This window comes from Aeromonas sp. s1(2024) (genome assembly GCF_040908005.1).
In the GTDB taxonomy this organism is placed as follows: Bacteria; Pseudomonadota; Gammaproteobacteria; order Enterobacterales; family Aeromonadaceae; genus Aeromonas; species Aeromonas caviae.
Genome location: NZ_JBFOCW010000045.1, coordinates 17021 through 35658, shown reverse-complemented (window position 1 = coordinate 35658; position 18638 = coordinate 17021). Strand labels below are relative to the sequence as shown.

Here is an 18638-nt window from a genome sequence, read left to right as displayed (position 1 = left end):
GAGCCCTTGGCTCGCCGCGACATCAGGCCAGCAGACGATCGTGGTGCTCGGCGCCGCGCAGCATGGCCTGGATCAGTTCGTTGGCTTCAAACTTGGTGAGCGCCTCGTGGGCGCCGACCTGATGGGCCCGCTCCACGCTGATCTCGCTGGAGAGGGAGGTGTGCAGGATGATGTAGGCTCCCGCCAGCTTGGCATCGCTCTGCACCTCGAAGGCCAGCTCGTAACCATCCAGCCCCGGCATCTCGATATCGCTCACCAGGATGTCGATCCGCTTGCCCTGGGAGACCCGGGTCTGCATCAGGGTGAGGGCGTCGCGTCCGTTGGTGCAGACCTCGTAGGGGATATTGATGTAATCGAGCGCCGCCATGAGCTGGCGACGGGCAACGGAGGAGTCGTCCACCAGCAGGATCCGCATCGGCTTGAGCCGCTCGCGCTGCACGTCGGTCAGCACGGGGTAGAGATGGCTGGGATCGTCCGGATAGACCCGCGACAGGATGAGTTCCACATCCAGCAACTGGATCAACTGTTCTCCCACCCGGGTCACGCCGGTGACGAAGACGTTCTGTCCCAAGGAGGGAGGGGGCGGCTCGATGTCACGCCAGTTGCACTCGGTGATCTTGTCGATGCCCCGCACCAGAAAGCCCACCAGGGTGCGGCGGCAATCGGTGATGATGATGAAGCAGTGGGGCATCTCCTCCCGGCTGATGGGGCGGTAGCCCACGGCCATTGCCATGTCGATCACCGGGATGGTGGTGCCGCGCATGCTGGCGGCCCCGAGCACGGTGGGATGGGATTGTGGCAGGGCGGTGAGCTGGGTGTAGGGCACGATCTCCTTCACCTTGAGGGTACCGATGGCGAAAGATTGTCTGGCAGAGAGGTGGAACAGCAACATGCCTTGGGATTGGTTGGCCTTGCTCGTCATGGCGGATGTCCTGTTGATCTAGTCGGTGACGGTCAATCGGGTGTTCAGCATAAAAGATGGTGACATGAATGACTCCTTTGTTGTTAGCGGCGGTGAGCCGCAAAACTGGATTTCTTTTGCCATCCTTTTATGCCTCTCTTATCGGGTCGCGGACGGCTGAGGGGAGAGGGGCGCCCCGAGCCATTGCAGATGAGCCTCGGCCAGCGCGCTTTCATCCCGATAACCCAGCCTGCTCACCACCTGTGACGGCGTACTGCCGCTTCGCAGCAGGCGAATCCCCTGCAACAGTTGCCACTGATCCTGCAGTGCCCGGGCGTCCGGGCCCTCGAGACCGCGAGTGCCCAGCAGGGTCTGCCAGGCTGCCACGCTATCCGGCTGCGCTCTGGCCAGGGCTTGCCAGGCATCTTGCAGTGCCTGATCCCCCAGTGACGAGATGGTGCAGCCATGCAACTCATCCCCCACCACTTGCAGCCGCTGCCCATAGGGGCCTTGCCAGTCGCGGGGGCGTGACCAGGCCGCCAGGCTGTCCAGCAGTGCGTCCATCAACGGGCTTGCCTGCAACCAGCCAGCCTGGGCGGGCTGGGGCACCCGCACGGAGCAGGCCAGCAGATCATGCTGGCAGTCAGCCAGAGGGGTGAAGGCGGCGAGGGCATCGGCACAGAGCCAGAAGTGGCTGCCAGGTGTCAGCAGCAGCTCATAGGCACCCAATTTCAGCAGCGCCGCCCCCTGGGTGACGCGCAGCAATTGGCCCATGGGGGAGCGCTTGCGGGGGCCGACCTGAAGGGTGTAAGTGGAAAAATGCTGATATTCGATGGCGTGATGCATGTAAAAACCCTGATATGATGCTGCCTGGAGGTAACAAAAATGGAAACCAGACGTAAAAATCGCTTCATTGCCGGGGCGGTTTGCCCGGCGTGCGGAAAGATGGACACCATGATGCTGTATATGGAGCATGGAGTCGAGAAGGTGACTTGTGTCGAGTGCGGGGATACCCAGGTGCAGACCCAGGAGCAGGTGGACAAGGCGACGCGCGAGGCGGAGCAGGTGATAGGGGTGTTTCGTCCCGAGTGAGTGCCATGCCTCAAGGTGATGGTACGCCGGTCAGGCGGGTCGCTGTTGATGACTGTTTCATCATACTGAAGCCGGGCCGACCATATGCTTGTCTGCCTTTTTGAGGTATTCTGAGCCCGTTTTTTTCTATCCGCAGGATCCCTGACATGAAAGTAGCTCCCCTGAGCGTGGTTACGCTGGAATACACGGTCACCGACGAACACGGTGAAGTCATCGACACCACTGTCGGTAAAGAGCCGCTGGTGTATCTGCACGGTACCCGTTACCTGGTCTCCGGCCTCGAAGCCGAGCTGGAAGGTCGCAGCGTGGGCGAGGCGTTCGACGTCACCCTGACGCCGAACCAGGCCTATGGCGAGTACGACGAGAATCTGGTGCAGGAAGTGCCCGGCGAGCTGTTCGACGGTATGGAAGTGTCTGAAGGGGATACTTTTGTGGCCGAGACCGACGATGGTCACCGCCCGGTGACCGTCATCGAGGTGTCCGAGGAGTTCATCAAGGTGGACGGCAACCATCCCCTGGCTGGCGTGACCCTGGGCTTCAAGGTCGAGATCAAGGACGTGCGTGCCGCGACCGCCGAAGAGCTGGCCCATGGCCATGTGCACGGCGCTGGTGGCTGCGGTCACGATCATGGTCATGACCATGATCACGGCCATGATCACGATCATGACCACGGTGGCTGCTGTGGCGGCCATGGTCACAACCATGCACACGATCACGGCGACGATCACGGTCACGGTGGTTGCTGCGGTGGTGGTGGTTGTGGTGGCAAGGGCCATCAGCATTGATCACGGCCTGGCCGATGATAAAAAACCCGCGCATGGCGCGGGTTTTTTTATGGCGGGCACTCATCAGTAGTGCGGTGGCGGCGTCTCTTCGGCCATGCTGGCGATCTGGCTCGGCTGTACGCTCTGCAATTTATCCACCAGCAGATGGATCTGGTGTTTGAGCCGGTCCAGCTCGCGACCCTGGGTGGTGACCTCGTCGTTGAGCTGCTCCACCGTGTATTCGGCAAAGGCGAGGCGGCTTTCCAGGGTTTCGAGGCGTTCGTTTAGTTGCTGACTCATGGGCCTTTTGGTCCTTACTTGATAGTCCAGATTTCAGCCAGGCCACTGGAGCTGGCACTGACGAGGTGGTCATTGTCGCGCAAAGCCACGCCATAGACCACAGCGCTCGGTGGTTTCACCTTGGGATGGGGCGAGACGCGCCAGCTCTGCAACGGCTGGCCGTCACTCACCTGCCACAGAGTGAGCTGGCGGGAGGGGGCGCCGGTGATGAGCCAGTTGCCGCCGTTGGCGAAGCGGGCGCTGGTGTAGACCTCGAAGCGGTGATCATATTGCAACCGGCTGTGCTCCTTGCCGGTTTTGAGATCCCAGATGCTGGCCTGGCGACTGTCTGCGGTGAAGGCGAAACGTCCGGACGGATCCAGTCTCGCCATCACGACTCGCCCGGCGTGGTTGAAGCGCCACACCACCTGGCCCGTGCGGGTATCCCACAGATAGGCGCTGTAATCGTTGCCGCCGGTGAGGGCATAGCGACCATTGGGGGAGAGATCCACCGTGTTGACCTGTTCGGTGTGGCCAAGAAATTGCAGCCGGCGTCCGGTCTGGGTGTCGACCACTTCCGCCTTGCCGTCTTCACGGCCGATGAGCACCTGGCGGCCATCCGCCGAGATCGCCGCATCGCGCAGGCGGGATTCTGGCAGGGAGTAGTAGCCCTGGGAGCGGCCATCCTGCAAGCGCCAGATGGCGAAGGTGTGCTGGGTGGCGGTGATGGCATGGCTGTCATCGGGGGAGAAGCGGGTCAGGGTGACGAACTCCTCCTGGTCATCGCTCTGGCGCCAGCGCCAGCGCTCCTTGCCCTGTTCCAGATCCCACACCACAGTGCCCTGACCCAGGCTGGAGACAAGCGCTAGCTTGCCGGAACTGGCGAGATCCGCACTCAGCAGACCCTGGTTGGCGAGGCGGATCTGCTGGCCGGGAAGTGAGCTCTGTTCGCACCCCGTCAGCATCAGGCAAATACCGATGAGATAAATGGCACTTTTGATCATTTTTCCTGTCTCATGCTTTCGTTACCTGCGATCACGGCGTTAGTATAAGGCGCTTATCACGATAAACCTCTCATTTCACGAAGGAACCGAGAGCGGTATTTAGAGTTTTGGAGAAACTGATGAACAATTTTCTGAAGGTGTCCCTGTTGGCTGCGGCGGTTGCCGTCGGTCTGACTGCTTGCCAAAAAGATGAGAAACCTGCTGCGACCAACACCGCAGAGGTCAAGGCAGAAGCCAGCAAGCCGGCAGAGGCCCCCAAGGCTGAGGCCAAGAGCTTTGAAGAGCAATCCGGCTATGCGATCGGCCTCTCCATGGGTCGTTATATCGCCAATACCCTGGAGCGCCAGCAGGAGCTCGGCATCAAGCTGGACAACACCGTGATCCTGAAGGGTGTCACCGACGGTCTGGGCAAAGAAGCCAAGATGACCGACGAGGAGATCCAGAAGGTTCTGCAGGAATACGACGCCAAGATCAACGAGCTGACCAAGGCGAAGGCCGACAAGGATGCCGTGGAAAACCTGAAGAAGGGTGAAGAGTTCCTGGCTGCCAACGCCAAGAAAGAGGGCGTGAAGAGCACCGAGTCCGGCCTGCAATATCAGGTCGAGAAGATGGGTGACGGCGCCAAGCCGAAGGCCACCGACATCGTCAAGGTGCACTACACCGGTACCCTGACCGACGGCACCAAGTTTGACAGCTCCGTCGATCGCGGCGAGCCGGCTACCTTCCCGCTCAACCAGGTGATCCCGGGCTGGACCGAAGGGGTGCAACTGATGCCGGTCGGCTCCAAGTTCAAGTTCTTCCTGCCGTCCAAGCTGGCCTATGGCGAGCACGGTGCAGGTTCCATCCCGGCCAACGCCGTGCTGGTATTTGACGTAGAGCTGCTGGCCATCGAAAAACCGGCTGCCGATGGCGACAACGCCAAGAAATAAGCTCAAAGCACCATAAAAACGGCTCCCCAGGGAGCCGTTTTTGCTTGTGTATTGTCGCAATCCCCCGGATAAAGCGATGAGGCCGTCTTGAGTGTGTGGCGGCTAGCCCCCAGAATAGACAACAAAATCAAGCGCAAGGATGGATCTCGTGGCTGAAAGCAAACCCCGTGTCCTGTTGGTGGAAGATACCCGCAGTCTGGCGGTCGTCTATGAGCAGTATCTGGCCCAGGATGGCTACGAGGTGCAGCTGGCAGATTGTGGCCAGCAGGCTTTGGCACAATTGCTGGCAAGCCCGCCCCCTGTGGTGCTGCTCGACCTGGAGTTGCCCGACATGTCCGGCATGGACATCTTGCAGCAGATCACGGAGCGGCAACTGCCCTGCTCCGTGGTGGTGATCACCGCTCACGGCTCGGTGGATGTGGCGGTGGAGGCGATGCGGTTCGGGGCCTTCGATTTTCTCACCAAGCCGTTCGATGGCAAGCGCCTGTGCGCCACGGCGCGCAATGCCCTGAAGCACCAGCAACTCAGCTCGCTGGTGGCCCAGTATCGGGAAAACTTCGAGCGCAGCTCCTTTGCCGGTTTCATCGGCGCCTCCATGGCGATGCAGGCGGTCTATCGCATCATCGAGAGCGCGGCGCCGAGCAAGGCCACCGTCTTCATCACTGGCGAGAGCGGCACCGGCAAGGAGGTGTGCGCCGAGGCCATCCACCAGTGCAGCCCGCGTCGGGATCAGCCCTTCATCGCCCTCAACTGCGCCGCCATTCCCCATGACCTGATGGAGAGCGAGATCTTCGGCCACGTGAAGGGGTCGTTTACCGGTGCCCAAGGGGATCGCAAGGGGGCGGCCAGTCTGGCGGACGGCGGTACCCTCTTCCTCGACGAGATCTGCGAGATGGATCTCGACCTGCAGAGCAAGCTGCTGCGTTTCATCCAGACCGGCACCTTGCAGCGGGTCGGCAGCGGCAAGCTGGAGACGGTGGATGTGCGCTTTGTCTGCGCCACCAACCGGGATCCCCTGGTGGAGGTCAAGGCCGGACGGTTTCGTGAAGATCTTTACTACCGCCTGCACGTGATCCCGCTGGCGCTGCCCCCCCTGAGGGCGCGGGGAGAGGACATCCTGCTGCTGGCCCGGGAGTTGCTGCTGCGTTATGCCGGTGAGGAGAACAAGCGGTTCAGGGACTTTGATGCGGACGCAGTGCAGGTGCTGCTCGACTACCCCTGGCCCGGCAACGTGCGCGAGCTGCAAAACGTGGTGCGCAACATAGTGGTGCTCAACGATGGCGAGCTGGTGAGCCCGGATATCCTGCCACCTCCCCTCAACGGGGGGCGAACCCTGGCCCCGGAGCCTGTGGTCGGGATCGCGGATCCCCAGTCAGAATCCGTCGTCGTTCGCAGGCAGGTCCGTCCGCTCTGGCAGGTGGAGAAGGAGGCCATCGAGCAGGCCATCGCCAGTTGTGACGGCAACATCCCCAAGGCGGCGGCCCTGCTGGAAATAAGCCCTTCCACGATTTATCGCAAGAAGCAGGGCTGGGAAGAGGCGAGTCCGGCCTGAGCCGTCACCTCTGCTCCCGGGCAGACATGCTGATGTGCGGGGCGGCCAATTGGTCGCCCCGCACGCTTATCAGAGTTTGGCGAGCAGCTTGAGCCTGGCCAGTCGTTCTGCCTCGTTGGCGGTGAACCAGCCATCCTGTGACAGCAGAAACCAGGCGCGGGCAAAGTACTCGGTCGCCGCGGGATCATTGAGCACGAGTGCATTCTCCCCCAGCTCCTCGAACACATAGCCATCCTCGGGGGCGCCTGCGGCGGTCATGTCGTCGCGCAACTGCGCCAGTTCGGCCATGGCCTGTTCATGGCGCTCCTGGGCCCGGCTCAGGCGCGCCAGACTCCAGCGGGCGATAAAGGCTTTGCCCTGGTTGTTGTGCTGCTCGTGCCAGGCCAGGCACTTTTGTTGACAGGCGATGGCCTCGTCGAGGCGACCCAGCTCGAACAGGGTCCAGCCCTGATTGTTGTAGAGGGTGGCGAGCCAGCTTCGCGCCCGCTGGTCGTGACTGCGCTCGGCCAGGGTCATCGCCAGCTGGTGCCAGTGGCTCTGCTCCTCCAGGGGGGCGGCGATGGCCACCATGTGGGCCGCATCGATGGCCAGATAGTGCTCTTCGTACTGCTCTCCCAGTTGCCAGGCCTTTTCAAACAGGGCTCTGGCGCTGGCCTTGTCACCGGCGGAGTTGAAGGTGCGGCCACGCTCCAGCAAGGCGCGCAGGCGGGCCCGTGGAGTCGCCTCGGTGAGGCGGGGTTCTATCTCGTCGAGCAGCTGGTGCGCCTGTGCAAACTGGCGTTGCAGCGAATGGGTGCGGGCTATCTGGGTGAGGAGCTCCAGCTCCCATTGCAGGTTGGCGGCACGCGCCTCGGGCAGCAGTGCTTGAAAACGCTGGGCGCTGGCGGCGGGATCCTGATAATCCCACAGCGCCATGAAATCGGGCGGATTGTTCATCTGGCCTCCATGCCGGTTATCCGCCCACCAAGATGCCTGAAGGCCATTCTTTGTACAAGAAGGGGGGGCTGGCGCCATCGTGACGCCAGCGTTTGCCGATCAGTAGACCATGGCAAGGCTCATCAGCATCAGACCCAGGGCAGCAAAGGCTCCCTCCTTGATAGCCAGGCGCGGTACCAGTGCCTTGGGCAGGGCAGGGAACAGGCTCAGGGCAAAGCCGAACCCCGGCATCAGCCAGTGGAAAGCAGGGCTTCGCAGGGCGGGATCCGCAGCGCCATTGATGACGATGAGCAGGATAAAGAGAGTGAAGGCGGGCAGGATAAACCAGCGGGCATGGCTGGCGGCAACCGCCCGCAGTGGCGAGATGCGATAGAGCACCAGGGTCACGAGGAAGAGGGCGAGGGGAGCCAGCAGATAGAGCGGGGCCGGGTTCATGATGAGTGTCTCCTGACAAGGGGGGCAGAGTGTAGGCAGTCCGGGTGGGGAATGACCAGTCCCCCGCACCCGGGCTGTGAAGCGGATCGCAGGGCAAAGGTTTGCCTGGGCAGGATCAGCGGAACCAGAACCAGAGCACGGCAAATACCAGCCAGCTCAGCATCAGCAGGATCCAGGGCAGCGGGTGCTGGCGGGTGAGCTCGATGACCTCGGCTTCGCTCTCCTCTTCCGGCGTCTCTTGGGAAGAGTGCCTGGCTTTGGCTTGCAGTTTCTTCTGGCGGCTGGCCTCGCGGGCCTTCGCCTTCATCTGTTTCTTGTATTCGTCTATGCCCTTCTGGATCCCCTGGGCGATGAGCTGGGTTTGCTCCTTGGTCTGCCCCGGCTTCTGGTTGGCACGGGCGATCTTCATCGCCTCCTGCTGGGTTTCGGGGGAAATTTTGTCGTACTTGGCCATTCCAGGCACTCCTTGGCATTGATTGGCGGGCAGTATGCCATAACCGTTACCGGCGGGCTGCCATCATGGGGGAAATTGCTCTGCGAGTGGGGTGCCTCTGTTCCAAATAGGGGAAACAGGTTGCGTGGATGATCACATTTGGCGGAATTTGTGAGTCGCCGATGAAAAACCGTCACATGTTGTTTGTTATATTACCTCCCGATCCTGGATAGGGTCGTCCAATAACAAAATAACAAGGTGATATGGAAATGAATTATAAATTTGTCAAAGGAAGTATCGCACTGGCAGTGCTTGCCGCATTGAGCGGCTGCAATACCTCAAGCAACGACAGCGTCGCCCCCTGCACCGAGAATGTCTGCAAGCTGACCATTTTGCATACCAATGATACCCACGGTCGTTTCTGGCACAACGACAAGGGCGAATATGGCATGGCGGCCCAGAAGACCCTGGTCGAGCGGCTGCGTGCCGAGGCGAAAGCGGCGGGCAGCGAAGTGCTGGTGCTCTCCGGCGGTGACGTCAACACCGGGGTGCCAGAGTCGGATCTGCAGGATGCAGAGCCGGACTTCATGGCCATGAACAGCATCCGTTACGATGCCATGGCGGTGGGCAACCACGAGTTCGACAACCCCCTGACCATCCTCGAGAAACAGCGTCAGTGGGCCCAGTTCCCGATGATCTCCGCCAACATCTATGACAAGACGAGCGGCAAGCGCTACTTCGATCCCTACAAGGTGTTCAAGCTGGAGAGCGGCCTCAAGGTCGCCGTGCTGGGTCTGACCACAGAGGACACCGCCCAGCTGGTGGATCCCAACAACGTCCAGACCCTCGAGTTCCGCGATCCGACCACGGAAGCCGCCAATCTCGGCAAGCAGATCCGCGACAACAAAGAGGCGAACCTGGTTCTTGCCATCACCCACATGGGCCATTACGAGAATGGTCAGCACGGCAGCAACGCACCGGGTGATGTGGAGATGGCCCGTGCGCTGCCGGCAGGCACCCTGGACGCCATCATCGGTGGTCACTCCCAGAACCCGGTCTGCATGGAGCCGGGCACCCCGGACAAGTACGCCGACTTCAAGCCGGGGGACGACTGCCAGCCGGATCAGCAGAACGGCACCTGGATCATGCAGGCTCACGAGTGGGGCAAGTATGTGGGTCGTGCCCAGTTTGACTATCAGAATGGCAAGCTGACCCTGACCCAGTACGATCTGATCCCGGTCAACCTGAAGAATGCGGACGGTGATTTCATTCAGGAAGAGATCGTCAAGGATCCCGAGCTCTACAACACCCTGCTCACCTATCAGGAGAAGGGACAGCAGGAGCTGGGTGTGGTCATCGGTGCCACCGATGGCGTACTGGACGGTGAGCGCGCCAACGTGCGCAACAAGCAGACCAACCTGGGTCGTCTCATCACCACCGCGACCGCCGAGAAGCTGAGCACCGACTTTGGCATCGTCAACTCCGGCGGGGTGCGTGCCTCCATCGCGGCAGGGGACATCAGCTACCGTGACGTGCTGACCGTGCATCCGTTCGGCAACACCGTCAACAAGGCGACCATGAGCGGCAACGAGCTGCTGACCTACCTGGGTCAGGTTGCGACCAAGACCGCTAATACCGGTGGCTATGCCCAGTTCGGCGGCATCAAGATGACGGTGGATTGCCAGGCTAAGAGCGTGGACATCGCCACCATCGGCGGGAAGGCCTTCGATCCGGCAGCAACCTACAGCTTCTCCATCCCGAGCTTCAGCGCGGCCGGTGGTGACGGTTATCCGAAGATCGACACCATCAATGCCGGTCTGGTGGATGCCGGTGTGCTGAAGGATTATATCGCGGCGAAGAAGACCATTCAGGTCGCCGATTATCAGCCGGCCGGCGAGGTCAGCTATATCAACTCCACCTCGGTAGAGGGTTGCAAATAATCTCTGCACCCCGAGCCAATAAAAAAGAGAGGCAGCCATGGCTGCCTCTCTTTTTATTTTCAATGTCATCAGCAGTGTCTCTCGGGAAATATATCCGGCCACGGGGAGCTGCCTCGAAATAGGGCATGACACGATCTGAGGGCAATAAAAAGGCGACCCTGAGGTCGCCTTGATGAAATGGGTCGGTTGAACCTTAGAGCTGCTCGATGCCGACGATATGCCAGGGGGCATTGTCCTTGGCGAGATCACGCTCGAGGTGCCACACCTCCTTGATATCCTCCTCGACCTGCTCCTGACGGTCCATGTAGCGGCCGCTGAAGCGTACGCTCACCTGGGCCCAGTCGCTGCCGTAGTCGGCACGGACCAGCTGGGTGTCCACGTACATCACCTCGGTGTGCTGCTCACCGGAGAGCTCGGCGCGTTCGGCCTTGAGGTGCTCGAACAGCTCGGTGCTCACGTACTCGCGGATCTTCTCCAGGTCGTTCTTGTTCCAGGCCTCTTGCAGGGTGCGGTAGTGATCGCGGGCACCGGCCAGGAAGCCGTTCATGTCAAAGCCCGGGGGCAGACGGAAGGGCACGTCGCTGTCGGCAAAACCGGTGGCCTGCGGGGTGCTGTGGCTTTGCTCGAACTGCTGGGGGGCCGCGCTCTGGGGCGGTTGATAGCCCGCATAGGCCGTCTGTGGCTGGGCCGCTGCCGCCTTGTTCCTGCGCAGGGCTCGGAACAGGAAGACACCGCCCAGTGCCAGCAGGGCGATCAGCAGGAAGTCCATCCCTTGCAGACCTTCGAAGGCACCGCTGCCCAGCAGGTAGGCGAACAGGCCGCCGGCCAGCAGACCACCCAGCAGGCCGCCCATCATGCCGCCTTTCTTGGGTGCCTGGGCGCCCACGGTCGGGTTCTTGGTGTCGACCGGCTTGGCCGCAGGTTGGGCCGGAGCCGTCTTGTAGCTCTTGCCAAAGGATTTGCCGCCACCAAGTTTCTTGGCCTCGGCGATGGGTGCCCCAAGGCCAATGGCCAGGATCAGGGCAAACAGGGTCAGCATCTTTTTCATTTTGACTCTTTCACTCTCATGTAGGTGGGGGCATGCTCTGCTTGTGCAAGCTCAGCGAGGCGCATGGCAGGCTGCCAGTCCCTTTTTGTGTTGCAGCTTGCGGGTATGATTATCACGGATGGCATGAATTATTCATGAACAGATTGAGTCGTCCGACAGGGGAGGCGCCCATGAAACACAGACGGCCGAGTCGTTCGGTGCGCAGGCTGCGCAACAAACAAAGAGCAAGAACGAAAGATCAGACCCTGGTCTGGCCCTTTCTCGTACTGTGAGGCAGGTCTGCGGCGCACAAGTGGATGACGCTGACGAGGCCAGGGTCCCGTCTTGTCGCCGGATGCGATGACGGGACGTATTAGCACTCGCGATGGCGGGGTTTCTTTTGTAAAATTCCCGTCCCCTTCCCGCTGCGGTTTTTATGTGTATGGCAGAGCAAGTGACGGCGAAAAAAGACGCCAAGACACAACAGCTGAAAGTACCTCCCCACTCTTTTGAGGCCGAACAGTCCGTACTGGGCGGCCTGATGCTGGACAACGAGGCCTGGGATCGGGTCGCCGAACGGGTGATCGACAAGGATTTCTACAGCCGTCCGCACCGCCTGATCTTCCAGGCCATGACCCGCCTCTCCAATGCGGGCAACCCCATCGATCTTATCACTCTGCAGGAGGAGCTCGAGCGCTCCGAGCAACTGGAAGAGGCCGGTGGCTTCGCCTATCTGGTGGAGATCGCCAAGAACACCCCGAGTGCCGCCAACATCAGTGCCTACGCCGAGATCGTGCGTGAGCGTGCGGTGGTGCGGGAGATGATCTCGGTCGCCAACGAGATAGTCGAAGCGGGCTACGAGCCCCAGGGGCGTACCTCCAACGATCTGCTGGACCTGGCCGAGAGCAAGGTATTCCAGATCGCCGAGCAGCGCACCAGCGCCAACGAGGGCCCCCAGCCCCTGAAGCTCATCCTCGAGCAGACCGTCGACAAGATTGAAGAGCTGTTCAAGACCCCCCACAACGGGGTGACCGGCGTGTCGTCCGGCTACAACGATCTGGACAAGATGACCGCCGGCCTGCAGCGTTCGGATCTGGTCATCGTCGCCGCCCGTCCCTCCATGGGCAAGACCACCTTTGCCATGAACCTGTGCGAGCACGCGGCCCTCACCGCCGACAAGCCGGTGCTGATCTTCTCCCTCGAGATGCCCTCCGAGCAGATCATCATGCGTATGCTCGCTTCGGTGGGGCGCATCGACCAGACCAAGGTGCGGACCGGCCAGCTCGACGACGAGGATTGGGCCCGTCTCTCCTCCACCATGGGGCTGCTGCTGGAGAAGGGGAAGATGTACATCGACGACTCCTCCGGCCTGACCCCGACCGAAGTGCGCTCGCGCGCCCGCCGGGTGGCGCGGGACAACGGCGGCATCAGCATGATCATGGTGGACTACCTGCAACTGATGCGGGTGCCGGCGCTGTCTGACAACCGTACGCTGGAAATCGGTGAAATCTCCCGCTCCCTCAAGGCGCTGGCGAAAGAGTTGCAGTGCCCCGTGGTGGCGCTCTCCCAGCTGAACCGAAGCCTGGAACAGCGGGCCGACAAGCGCCCGGTCAACTCGGATCTGCGGGAATCCGGCTCCATCGAGCAGGATGCAGACTTGATCATGTTCATCTACCGTGACGAGGTCTATCACGACGACAGCCCCGACAAGGGGATCGCCGAGATCATCATCGGCAAGCAGCGTAACGGCCCGATAGGAAGAGTGCGGCTCACCTTCCAGGGGCAGTTCTCGCGTTTTGACAACTACGCGGGCCCGGCGTTTGATGATGACTACTAAGTCGGGAGCCTGCTCCCGGCATCCATAAACAGTTTTCCCGGTTCGACAATTCTGCCGGTCCGGCCTTAGACGATGAGATTTGAGGGCTGACACCACCCGGTGCCTGATTATCATGCCCTCGTAAGGGAAAACAGATGAAAGCGGCTATCGCCCAGATCAATACAGCGGCCCTGCGCCACAACCTCGCCGTGGTGAAACGCCACGCCCCCCAATGCAAGATCATTGCCGTGGTCAAGGCCAACGCCTACGGCCACGGCCTGCTGCCGGTCGCCCGCACCTTGGTGGATGCAGACGCCTACGCGGTGGCCCGCATCGAAGAGGCGCTGATGCTGCGCTCCTGCGCCGTGGTCAAGCCCATCGTGCTGCTGGAGGGCTTCTTCAGCGCCGCCGACCTGCCGGTGCTGGCGGCCAACAACCTGCAGACCGCGGTGCACACCTGGGAGCAGCTCGAAGCGCTGGAGCAGGCCGAGCTGCCAGCCCCCGTGGTGGCCTGGCTCAAGCTCGACACCGGCATGCACCGCCTCGGGGTACGGGCCGAGGAGATGCCGGTCTTTATCGAGCGCCTCGGCAAGTGCAAGAACGTGGTGCAACCGTTCAACGTCATGACCCACTTCAGCCGCTCCGATGAGCTGGAGCAACCCACTACCCGCGAGCAGATCGACCTGTTCAGCCAGCTGACCGCGCCGCTGTTGGGCGAGCGGGCCATGGCCAACTCGGCGGGCATCCTGGCCTGGCCGGATTCCCACTGCGACTGGATCCGCCCCGGCGTCATCCTCTACGGCGTCTCGCCTTTCCCCAATACGGTGGCGGCGGATTACGACCTGCAGCCGGTAATGACCCTCAAGACCCAGCTCATCGCGGTGCGCGATCACAAGGCGGGCGAGCCGGTAGGCTATGGCGCCAACTGGGTGTCGGATCGCGATACCCGGCTCGGGGTGATTGCCATCGGCTATGGCGACGGTTATCCGCGCATGGCCCCCAACGGCACGCCTGTGCTGGTCAATGGCCGCATCGTGCCCCTGGTGGGGCGCGTCTCCATGGACATGACCACGGTGGATCTCGGCCCCGGCGCCACCGACAAGGCCGGTGACGAGGCGGTGCTCTGGGGGGAAGGGCTGCCGGTGGAGCGGGTGGCCGACCAGATCGGCACCATTCCCTATGAGCTCATTACCAAGCTCACTTCCCGGGTGTTTATGGATTACGTGTAGGAGAGTCGCCCCTCATCCCCCACCCTTCTCCCGCGAGGGGAGAACAAAAAGGCCGCCCCGACAAGGGCGGCCTTTTTCATGGGCGTGTCCCAGAGACGAAAGAACAAGCCCCGCATCGGCGGGGCTTGAGTCTCCGTCACTATGTGGCGCTTAGCCTATGGTCATCAGGCTGGCGTTGCCACCGGCGGCGGCGGTGTTGACCGAGAGGGCGTGCTCGATGAGCAGGCGCTCCAGCGGGATGTCGGTCTCGCCGCGATGCAGGCCGTGCACACCGATGATGGCGCCGTTACGGGCTGCCTGGCGCGCGGCGGCGAGCTTGCTCACCTCCCGCAACTGATCCGAGTCGCCGTGGTGCAGCAGGGCATCGAAGTCCGTCTCCCCCGTGGCCCAGTCCGCCACCAGCGCGATGGGATCCCGCGCCTCGGTCGGCAGGGAAGAGAGCAGGGCGCGTGTCTGGGCATCGTCCGGCAGCAGCACCTGGCTGCCGACCGCCAGACAGGCGGCTAGCTGGGCCAGCAGGTCGGCCTTCTCCTGGGCAAGACAGAGCACCCGTTCCCGGGGCAGCAGGCTGTAGCTGTTGCGCTCGCCGGTGGGGCCGGTCAACAGCTGGGTACGACCGCTCTGGGAGAGCGCGGCGTAGTGATCGCACAGGGCGGCGAGGGCCGGATCCTGCTTGCTCGCCCAGTCGCGCAGGGCCACGAGGGGGGCTTTCGCCTCGGCATGCAGGGCACCGGACTCCTGGTGCAGCTGGTTGGCCACCGCCTCCTGGGGACGGGCGCCGAGCAGGCGATACATGTAGAGCGGGCCACCGGCCTTGGGACCGGTGCCGGAAAGCCCTTCCCCACCGAAGGGTTGCACCCCGACCACGGCGCCCACGATGTTGCGGTTGACGTAGAGGTTGCCCACCTTGGCCACGTTCACCACCTGGGCGATGGTCTCGTCGATGCGGGTATGAACACCCAGGGTCAGGCCGTAGCCGCTGCCGTTGATCTGCTCGAGCAACTCCCCGAGCCGGGGGCGCGGGTAGCGGACCAGGTGCAGCACAGGGCCGAACACCTCGCGACCCAGCTCGTCCAGGCTGTCGAGCTCGATCAGGGTCGGCAGCACGAAGGTGCCACGGCTGCAGGCATCCCCCTGGGTGCGGGCGATCTGGTGCACCTTGCGCCCCTTGTCGCCCATGGCCTTGATGTGCCGCTCGATGTTGGCCTTGGCCTCGGCGTCGATGACGGGACCGATGTCGGTGGAGAGGTGCTCGGGGCTGCCGACCTTGTACTCGGCCATGGCGCCCTTGAGCATCCGGATCACCCGATCCGCCACGTCATCCTGCACGCACAGCACTCGCAGGGCGGAGCAGCGCTGACCGGCACTGTCGAACGCCGAGGAGATGACATCCATCACCACCTGTTCGGTCAAGGCGGAAGAGTCGACGATCATGGCGTTCTGGCCGCCGGTCTCGGCGATGAGGGGAATGGTGCGACCCTGGGCGTCGAGGCGACCGGCCAGGTTGCGGGAGATGATGCCCGCCACCTCGGTGGAGCCGGTGAACATGACGCCGCGCACCCGTTCGTCCGCGATGAGCGCCGCACCCACGGTCTCACCACGGCCCGGCAGCAGCTGCACCGCACCGGCGGGAACCCCCGCTTCCAGCAGGATGCGCACCGCTTGTGCCGCGATGAGGGGGGTCTGCTCGGCAGGCTTGGCCAGCACCGTATTGCCGGCGGCCAGGGCCGCGCACACCTGGCCGCTGAAGATGGCCAGCGGGAAGTTCCAGGGGCTGATGCAGACCACGGGGCCGAGCGGCCTGTGGGTGTCGTTGGCGAAGTGGTTGCGCGCCTGGGCGGCGTAGTAGCGCAGGAAGTCCACCGCTTCGCGCACCTCGGCGATGGCGTTGGCGAAGGTCTTGCCGGATTCGCGAACCAGCAGGCCCATCAGGGGTTGCAGTTCGGATTCCATCAGATCGGCGGCCCTGTCCAGCACGGCGGCCCGCTCGGCTGGCGGGGTGGACTGCCAGATCTGGCCGCTCGTGAGGGAGCAGGCGAGCGCCTTGTCCACCAGCGCTACCGTGGCTTCGCTCACCTGACCGACGACATCGCGGTGATCCGCCGGGTTGAGCACGGGCTGGAACTGGGTCGGCGCCTCGGTGTCGCAACCCAGCATGGGCACGGCCTGATAGGCGGTGTTGGTGCTGGCGAGCAGGGCGGCGGAGAGTGACCCCAGGCGGTGCTCGTTCGCGAGATCCAGACCTGCGGAGTTCGGGCGCGCCTCGCCGTAGAGATCTCGTGGCAGGGGGATGCGCGGATGGGGCAGACCCAGGGTTCCTTCACGGGCGGCCATCTGCTCGATCTGCTGCACCGGATCCTGCACCAGATCCGAGAGGGAGATGTTGTTGTCCGCGATGCGGTTGACGAAGGAGGTGTTGGCCCCGTTCTCCAGCAGGCGGCGCACCAGGTAGGCGAGCAGGGTCTCATGGCTGCCCACCGGTGCATAGATGCGGCAGGGGCGACCCAGCTTGCCGTCGGCCACCTTGCCGACCACCTGTTCGTAGAGCGGTTCACCCATGCCGTGCAGGCACTGGAACTCGTACTGGCCCGGGTAGTAGTTCTGACCCGCCAGCTGATAGATGGCAGACAGGGAGTGGGCGTTGTGGGTGGCGAACTGGGGATAGATGGCCTCGGGCACCGCCAGCAGCTTGCGGGCGCAGGCGAGGTAGGAGACGTCCGTGTAGGGCTTGCGGGTGTAGACCGGGTAGCCTTCCAGCCCTTCCTGCTGGGCGCGTTTTATCTCGCTGTCCCAGTAGGCGCCCTTCACCAGACGGATCATCAGGCGGTGACGGCTGCGCTTGGCGAGATCGATAACGTAGTCGATCACATAGGGGCAGCGCTTCTGGTAGGCCTGGATGACGAAGCCGATGCCGTTCCAGTCGGCGAGGGACGGATCGAAGCAGAGTTTTTCCAGCAGATCGAGGGAGATCTCCAGGCGATCGGCCTCCTCGGCGTCGATGTTGATGCCGATGTCATACTGCCTGGCGAGCTGGGTCAGGCCCAGCAAGGTGGGGTAGAGCTCCTCCATGACGCGATCGTACTGGGCGCGGCTGTAGCGCGGATGCAGGGCGGAGAGTTTGATGGAGATGCCCGGCCCCTCGTAGATGCCGCGACCGTGGGAGGCCTTGCCGATGGCGTGGATGGCCTGCTCGTAGGAGGCCAGATAGCGTTTGGCGTCCTCCTCGGTCAGGGCCGCTTCCCCCAGCATGTCGTAGGAGTAGCGGAACCCCTTGCTCTCCATGCCGCCTGCGTTCGCCAGCGCCTCGGCGATGGTCTCGCCGGTGACGAACTGTTCACCCATCAGGCGCATCGCCATGTCGACGCCCTTGCGGATGAGCGGCTCACCCCCCTTGCCGATGAGTCCCTTGAGGGAGCTGTTCATGCCCGCCTCGTTGTGGGTGGCCACCAGCTTGCCGGTGATGAGCAGACCCCAGGAGGCCGCGTTGACGAACAATGAGGTGCTCTGGCCCAGATGCTGGCTCCAGTTGCCGCCGCTTATCTTGTCGCGGATGAGGGCATCCCGGGTCGCCTTGTCGGGGATGCGCAGCAGCGCCTCCGCCAGGCACATCAGGGCCACCCCTTCCTGGGAGGAGAGGGAGAACTCCTGAAGCAGCCCCTGCACCAGGCCCTGACGGCCGCTGGCGCTCTTCTGGTTGCGCAGCTTCTCGGCGATGCCCATGGCCAGCTTCTGGGTCGCGTCAGCCTTCTCCTTGGGCAGACGGGCCTGCTCCAGCAGCATGGGGACGGCTTCGGTCTCGGGGCGGCGATAACCCCCCGTGATGGCGGCCCGCAGCACGGACTGGGGCAGAATGCTCTCGGCAAACTCGAGGAAGACCTGGATGCCCTGCTCGGTCAGGGTTTCGACGGCCTCTTCCCCGGCGGCGGCAGCCAGCCCGGAGTGCTCGGGCGGGGTCAGACCGCGATCCAGTTGCTCCAGATAGGTGAAGATGGCTTGCTTGATCAGCCAGTGGGGAGTGCGATCCAGGGTCTGCGCAGCCTGTTTGAGGCGGTCGCGGGTCGCTTCATCGAGTTTGACGCCGAGGGTGGTAGTGGCCATGGGACTTCCTGTGTCTAGAAGGTAACAATATTACCGGACGGTTAAATTTCGCCGATGATGGTGCAACCAGGTGCAACCTTCAAGCAAGAAATTTTAATGTATTGGTTACATTGTTGAATTCTTCCATGAATCCGGTCTCTATCAGGCTCCTTTCAAGCCCGCCGCTTGTCCGCTTTTCACAGCATTATTAATGGGTTGGCAAT

The 18638-nt window shown here is 62.6% G+C and carries 16 protein-coding genes; 7 read left to right on the top strand and 9 right to left on the bottom strand.

Annotation, left to right across the window (positions count from 1 at the left end; genetic code table 11):
* Positions 1–22: 22 nt before the first annotated feature.
* Together AB5Y70_RS10585 and AB5Y70_RS10580 are read right to left on the bottom strand one after the other, a co-directional pair.
* The gene (locus tag AB5Y70_RS10585) at positions 23–922 is read right to left on the bottom strand and encodes a chemotaxis protein (protein WP_279988848.1); all 900 of its coding nucleotides are present in this window, start codon (positions 920–922) and stop codon (positions 23–25) included.
* 138 nt (positions 923–1060) lie between these two features.
* Positions 1061–1747 (bottom strand): hypothetical protein, encoded by a 687-nt coding sequence (locus AB5Y70_RS10580; protein WP_279988850.1) that lies wholly within the window; start codon positions 1745–1747, stop codon positions 1061–1063.
* A 39-nt stretch (positions 1748–1786) separates the two neighbouring features.
* Here AB5Y70_RS10580 and AB5Y70_RS10575 point away from each other — a divergent pair, with 39 nt between their 5' ends.
* Together AB5Y70_RS10575 and AB5Y70_RS10570 are read left to right on the top strand one after the other, a co-directional pair.
* Entirely contained in the window at positions 1787–1993 is a 207-nt protein-coding gene (locus tag AB5Y70_RS10575; RefSeq protein ID WP_368175997.1) for a YheV family putative zinc ribbon protein, read from the top strand.
* A 146-nt stretch (positions 1994–2139) separates the two neighbouring features.
* Positions 2140–2778, top strand: coding sequence for a peptidylprolyl isomerase (locus tag AB5Y70_RS10570; RefSeq protein WP_010673248.1), 639 nt, complete (start codon positions 2140–2142; stop codon positions 2776–2778).
* Positions 2779–2841: 63 nt separating this feature from the next.
* Here AB5Y70_RS10570 and AB5Y70_RS10565 read toward each other — a convergent pair whose 3' ends face one another.
* Both AB5Y70_RS10565 and AB5Y70_RS10560 read right to left on the bottom strand, forming a co-directional pair.
* Complete coding sequence (locus AB5Y70_RS10565) at positions 2842–3057, bottom strand: SlyX family protein (RefSeq protein ID WP_010673249.1); 216 nt, start codon at positions 3055–3057, stop codon at positions 2842–2844.
* Positions 3058–3071: 14 nt separating this feature from the next.
* Positions 3072–4040, bottom strand: a complete 969-nt coding sequence (locus AB5Y70_RS10560; protein ID WP_279966317.1) for a hypothetical protein — start codon at positions 4038–4040, stop codon at positions 3072–3074.
* Between the two features lie 119 nt (positions 4041–4159).
* On the opposite strand from AB5Y70_RS10560, the gene fkpA reads away from it, so the two are divergent.
* Both fkpA and AB5Y70_RS10550 read left to right on the top strand, forming a co-directional pair.
* Complete coding sequence (gene fkpA, locus AB5Y70_RS10555) at positions 4160–4969, top strand: FKBP-type peptidyl-prolyl cis-trans isomerase (RefSeq protein WP_029313875.1); 810 nt, start codon at positions 4160–4162, stop codon at positions 4967–4969.
* A gap of 148 nt (positions 4970–5117) precedes the next feature.
* The gene (locus tag AB5Y70_RS10550) at positions 5118–6521 is read left to right on the top strand and encodes a sigma-54 dependent transcriptional regulator (RefSeq protein ID WP_319872543.1); all 1404 of its coding nucleotides are present in this window, start codon (positions 5118–5120) and stop codon (positions 6519–6521) included.
* Between the two features lie 69 nt (positions 6522–6590).
* Here the strand turns inward: AB5Y70_RS10550 and AB5Y70_RS10545 are convergent, their stop codons facing one another.
* The 3 genes from AB5Y70_RS10545 to AB5Y70_RS10535 all read right to left on the bottom strand — a co-directional run bounded on the left by AB5Y70_RS10545 (position 6591) and on the right by AB5Y70_RS10535 (position 8346).
* Positions 6591–7457, bottom strand: coding sequence for a tetratricopeptide repeat protein (locus AB5Y70_RS10545; RefSeq protein ID WP_049636172.1), 867 nt, complete (start codon positions 7455–7457; stop codon positions 6591–6593).
* Positions 7458–7556: 99 nt separating this feature from the next.
* The gene (locus AB5Y70_RS10540) at positions 7557–7892 is read right to left on the bottom strand and encodes a hypothetical protein (RefSeq protein WP_049636171.1); all 336 of its coding nucleotides are present in this window, start codon (positions 7890–7892) and stop codon (positions 7557–7559) included.
* Positions 7893–8007: 115 nt separating this feature from the next.
* Positions 8008–8346 carry a DUF2956 domain-containing protein gene (locus AB5Y70_RS10535; protein WP_049636170.1) on the bottom strand — a complete coding sequence of 113 codons (339 nt, stop codon included), beginning with the start codon at positions 8344–8346 and terminating at the stop codon, positions 8008–8010.
* Positions 8347–8594: 248 nt separating this feature from the next.
* Between AB5Y70_RS10535 and ushA the strand changes: the two genes are divergently transcribed.
* Positions 8595–10265, top strand: a complete 1671-nt coding sequence (gene ushA / locus AB5Y70_RS10530) for a bifunctional UDP-sugar hydrolase/5'-nucleotidase UshA (protein ID WP_041211202.1) — start codon at positions 8595–8597, stop codon at positions 10263–10265.
* Between the two features lie 193 nt (positions 10266–10458).
* On the opposite strand, the gene AB5Y70_RS10525 is transcribed toward ushA, so the two are convergent.
* Complete coding sequence (locus tag AB5Y70_RS10525; protein WP_279988854.1) at positions 10459–11313, bottom strand: Tim44-like domain-containing protein; 855 nt, start codon at positions 11311–11313, stop codon at positions 10459–10461.
* A gap of 421 nt (positions 11314–11734) precedes the next feature.
* Between AB5Y70_RS10525 and dnaB the strand changes: the two genes are divergently transcribed.
* Together dnaB and alr are read left to right on the top strand one after the other, a co-directional pair.
* The gene (dnaB, locus tag AB5Y70_RS10520; RefSeq protein WP_039040054.1) at positions 11735–13129 is read left to right on the top strand and encodes a replicative DNA helicase; all 1395 of its coding nucleotides are present in this window, start codon (positions 11735–11737) and stop codon (positions 13127–13129) included.
* A 134-nt stretch (positions 13130–13263) separates the two neighbouring features.
* The gene (gene alr / locus AB5Y70_RS10515; protein WP_279988856.1) at positions 13264–14337 is read left to right on the top strand and encodes an alanine racemase; all 1074 of its coding nucleotides are present in this window, start codon (positions 13264–13266) and stop codon (positions 14335–14337) included.
* A gap of 150 nt (positions 14338–14487) precedes the next feature.
* Here alr and putA read toward each other — a convergent pair whose 3' ends face one another.
* Positions 14488–18435, bottom strand: a complete 3948-nt coding sequence (gene putA / locus AB5Y70_RS10510) for a trifunctional transcriptional regulator/proline dehydrogenase/L-glutamate gamma-semialdehyde dehydrogenase (RefSeq protein ID WP_319872544.1) — start codon at positions 18433–18435, stop codon at positions 14488–14490.
* Between the last annotated feature and the right edge of the window lie 203 nt (positions 18436–18638).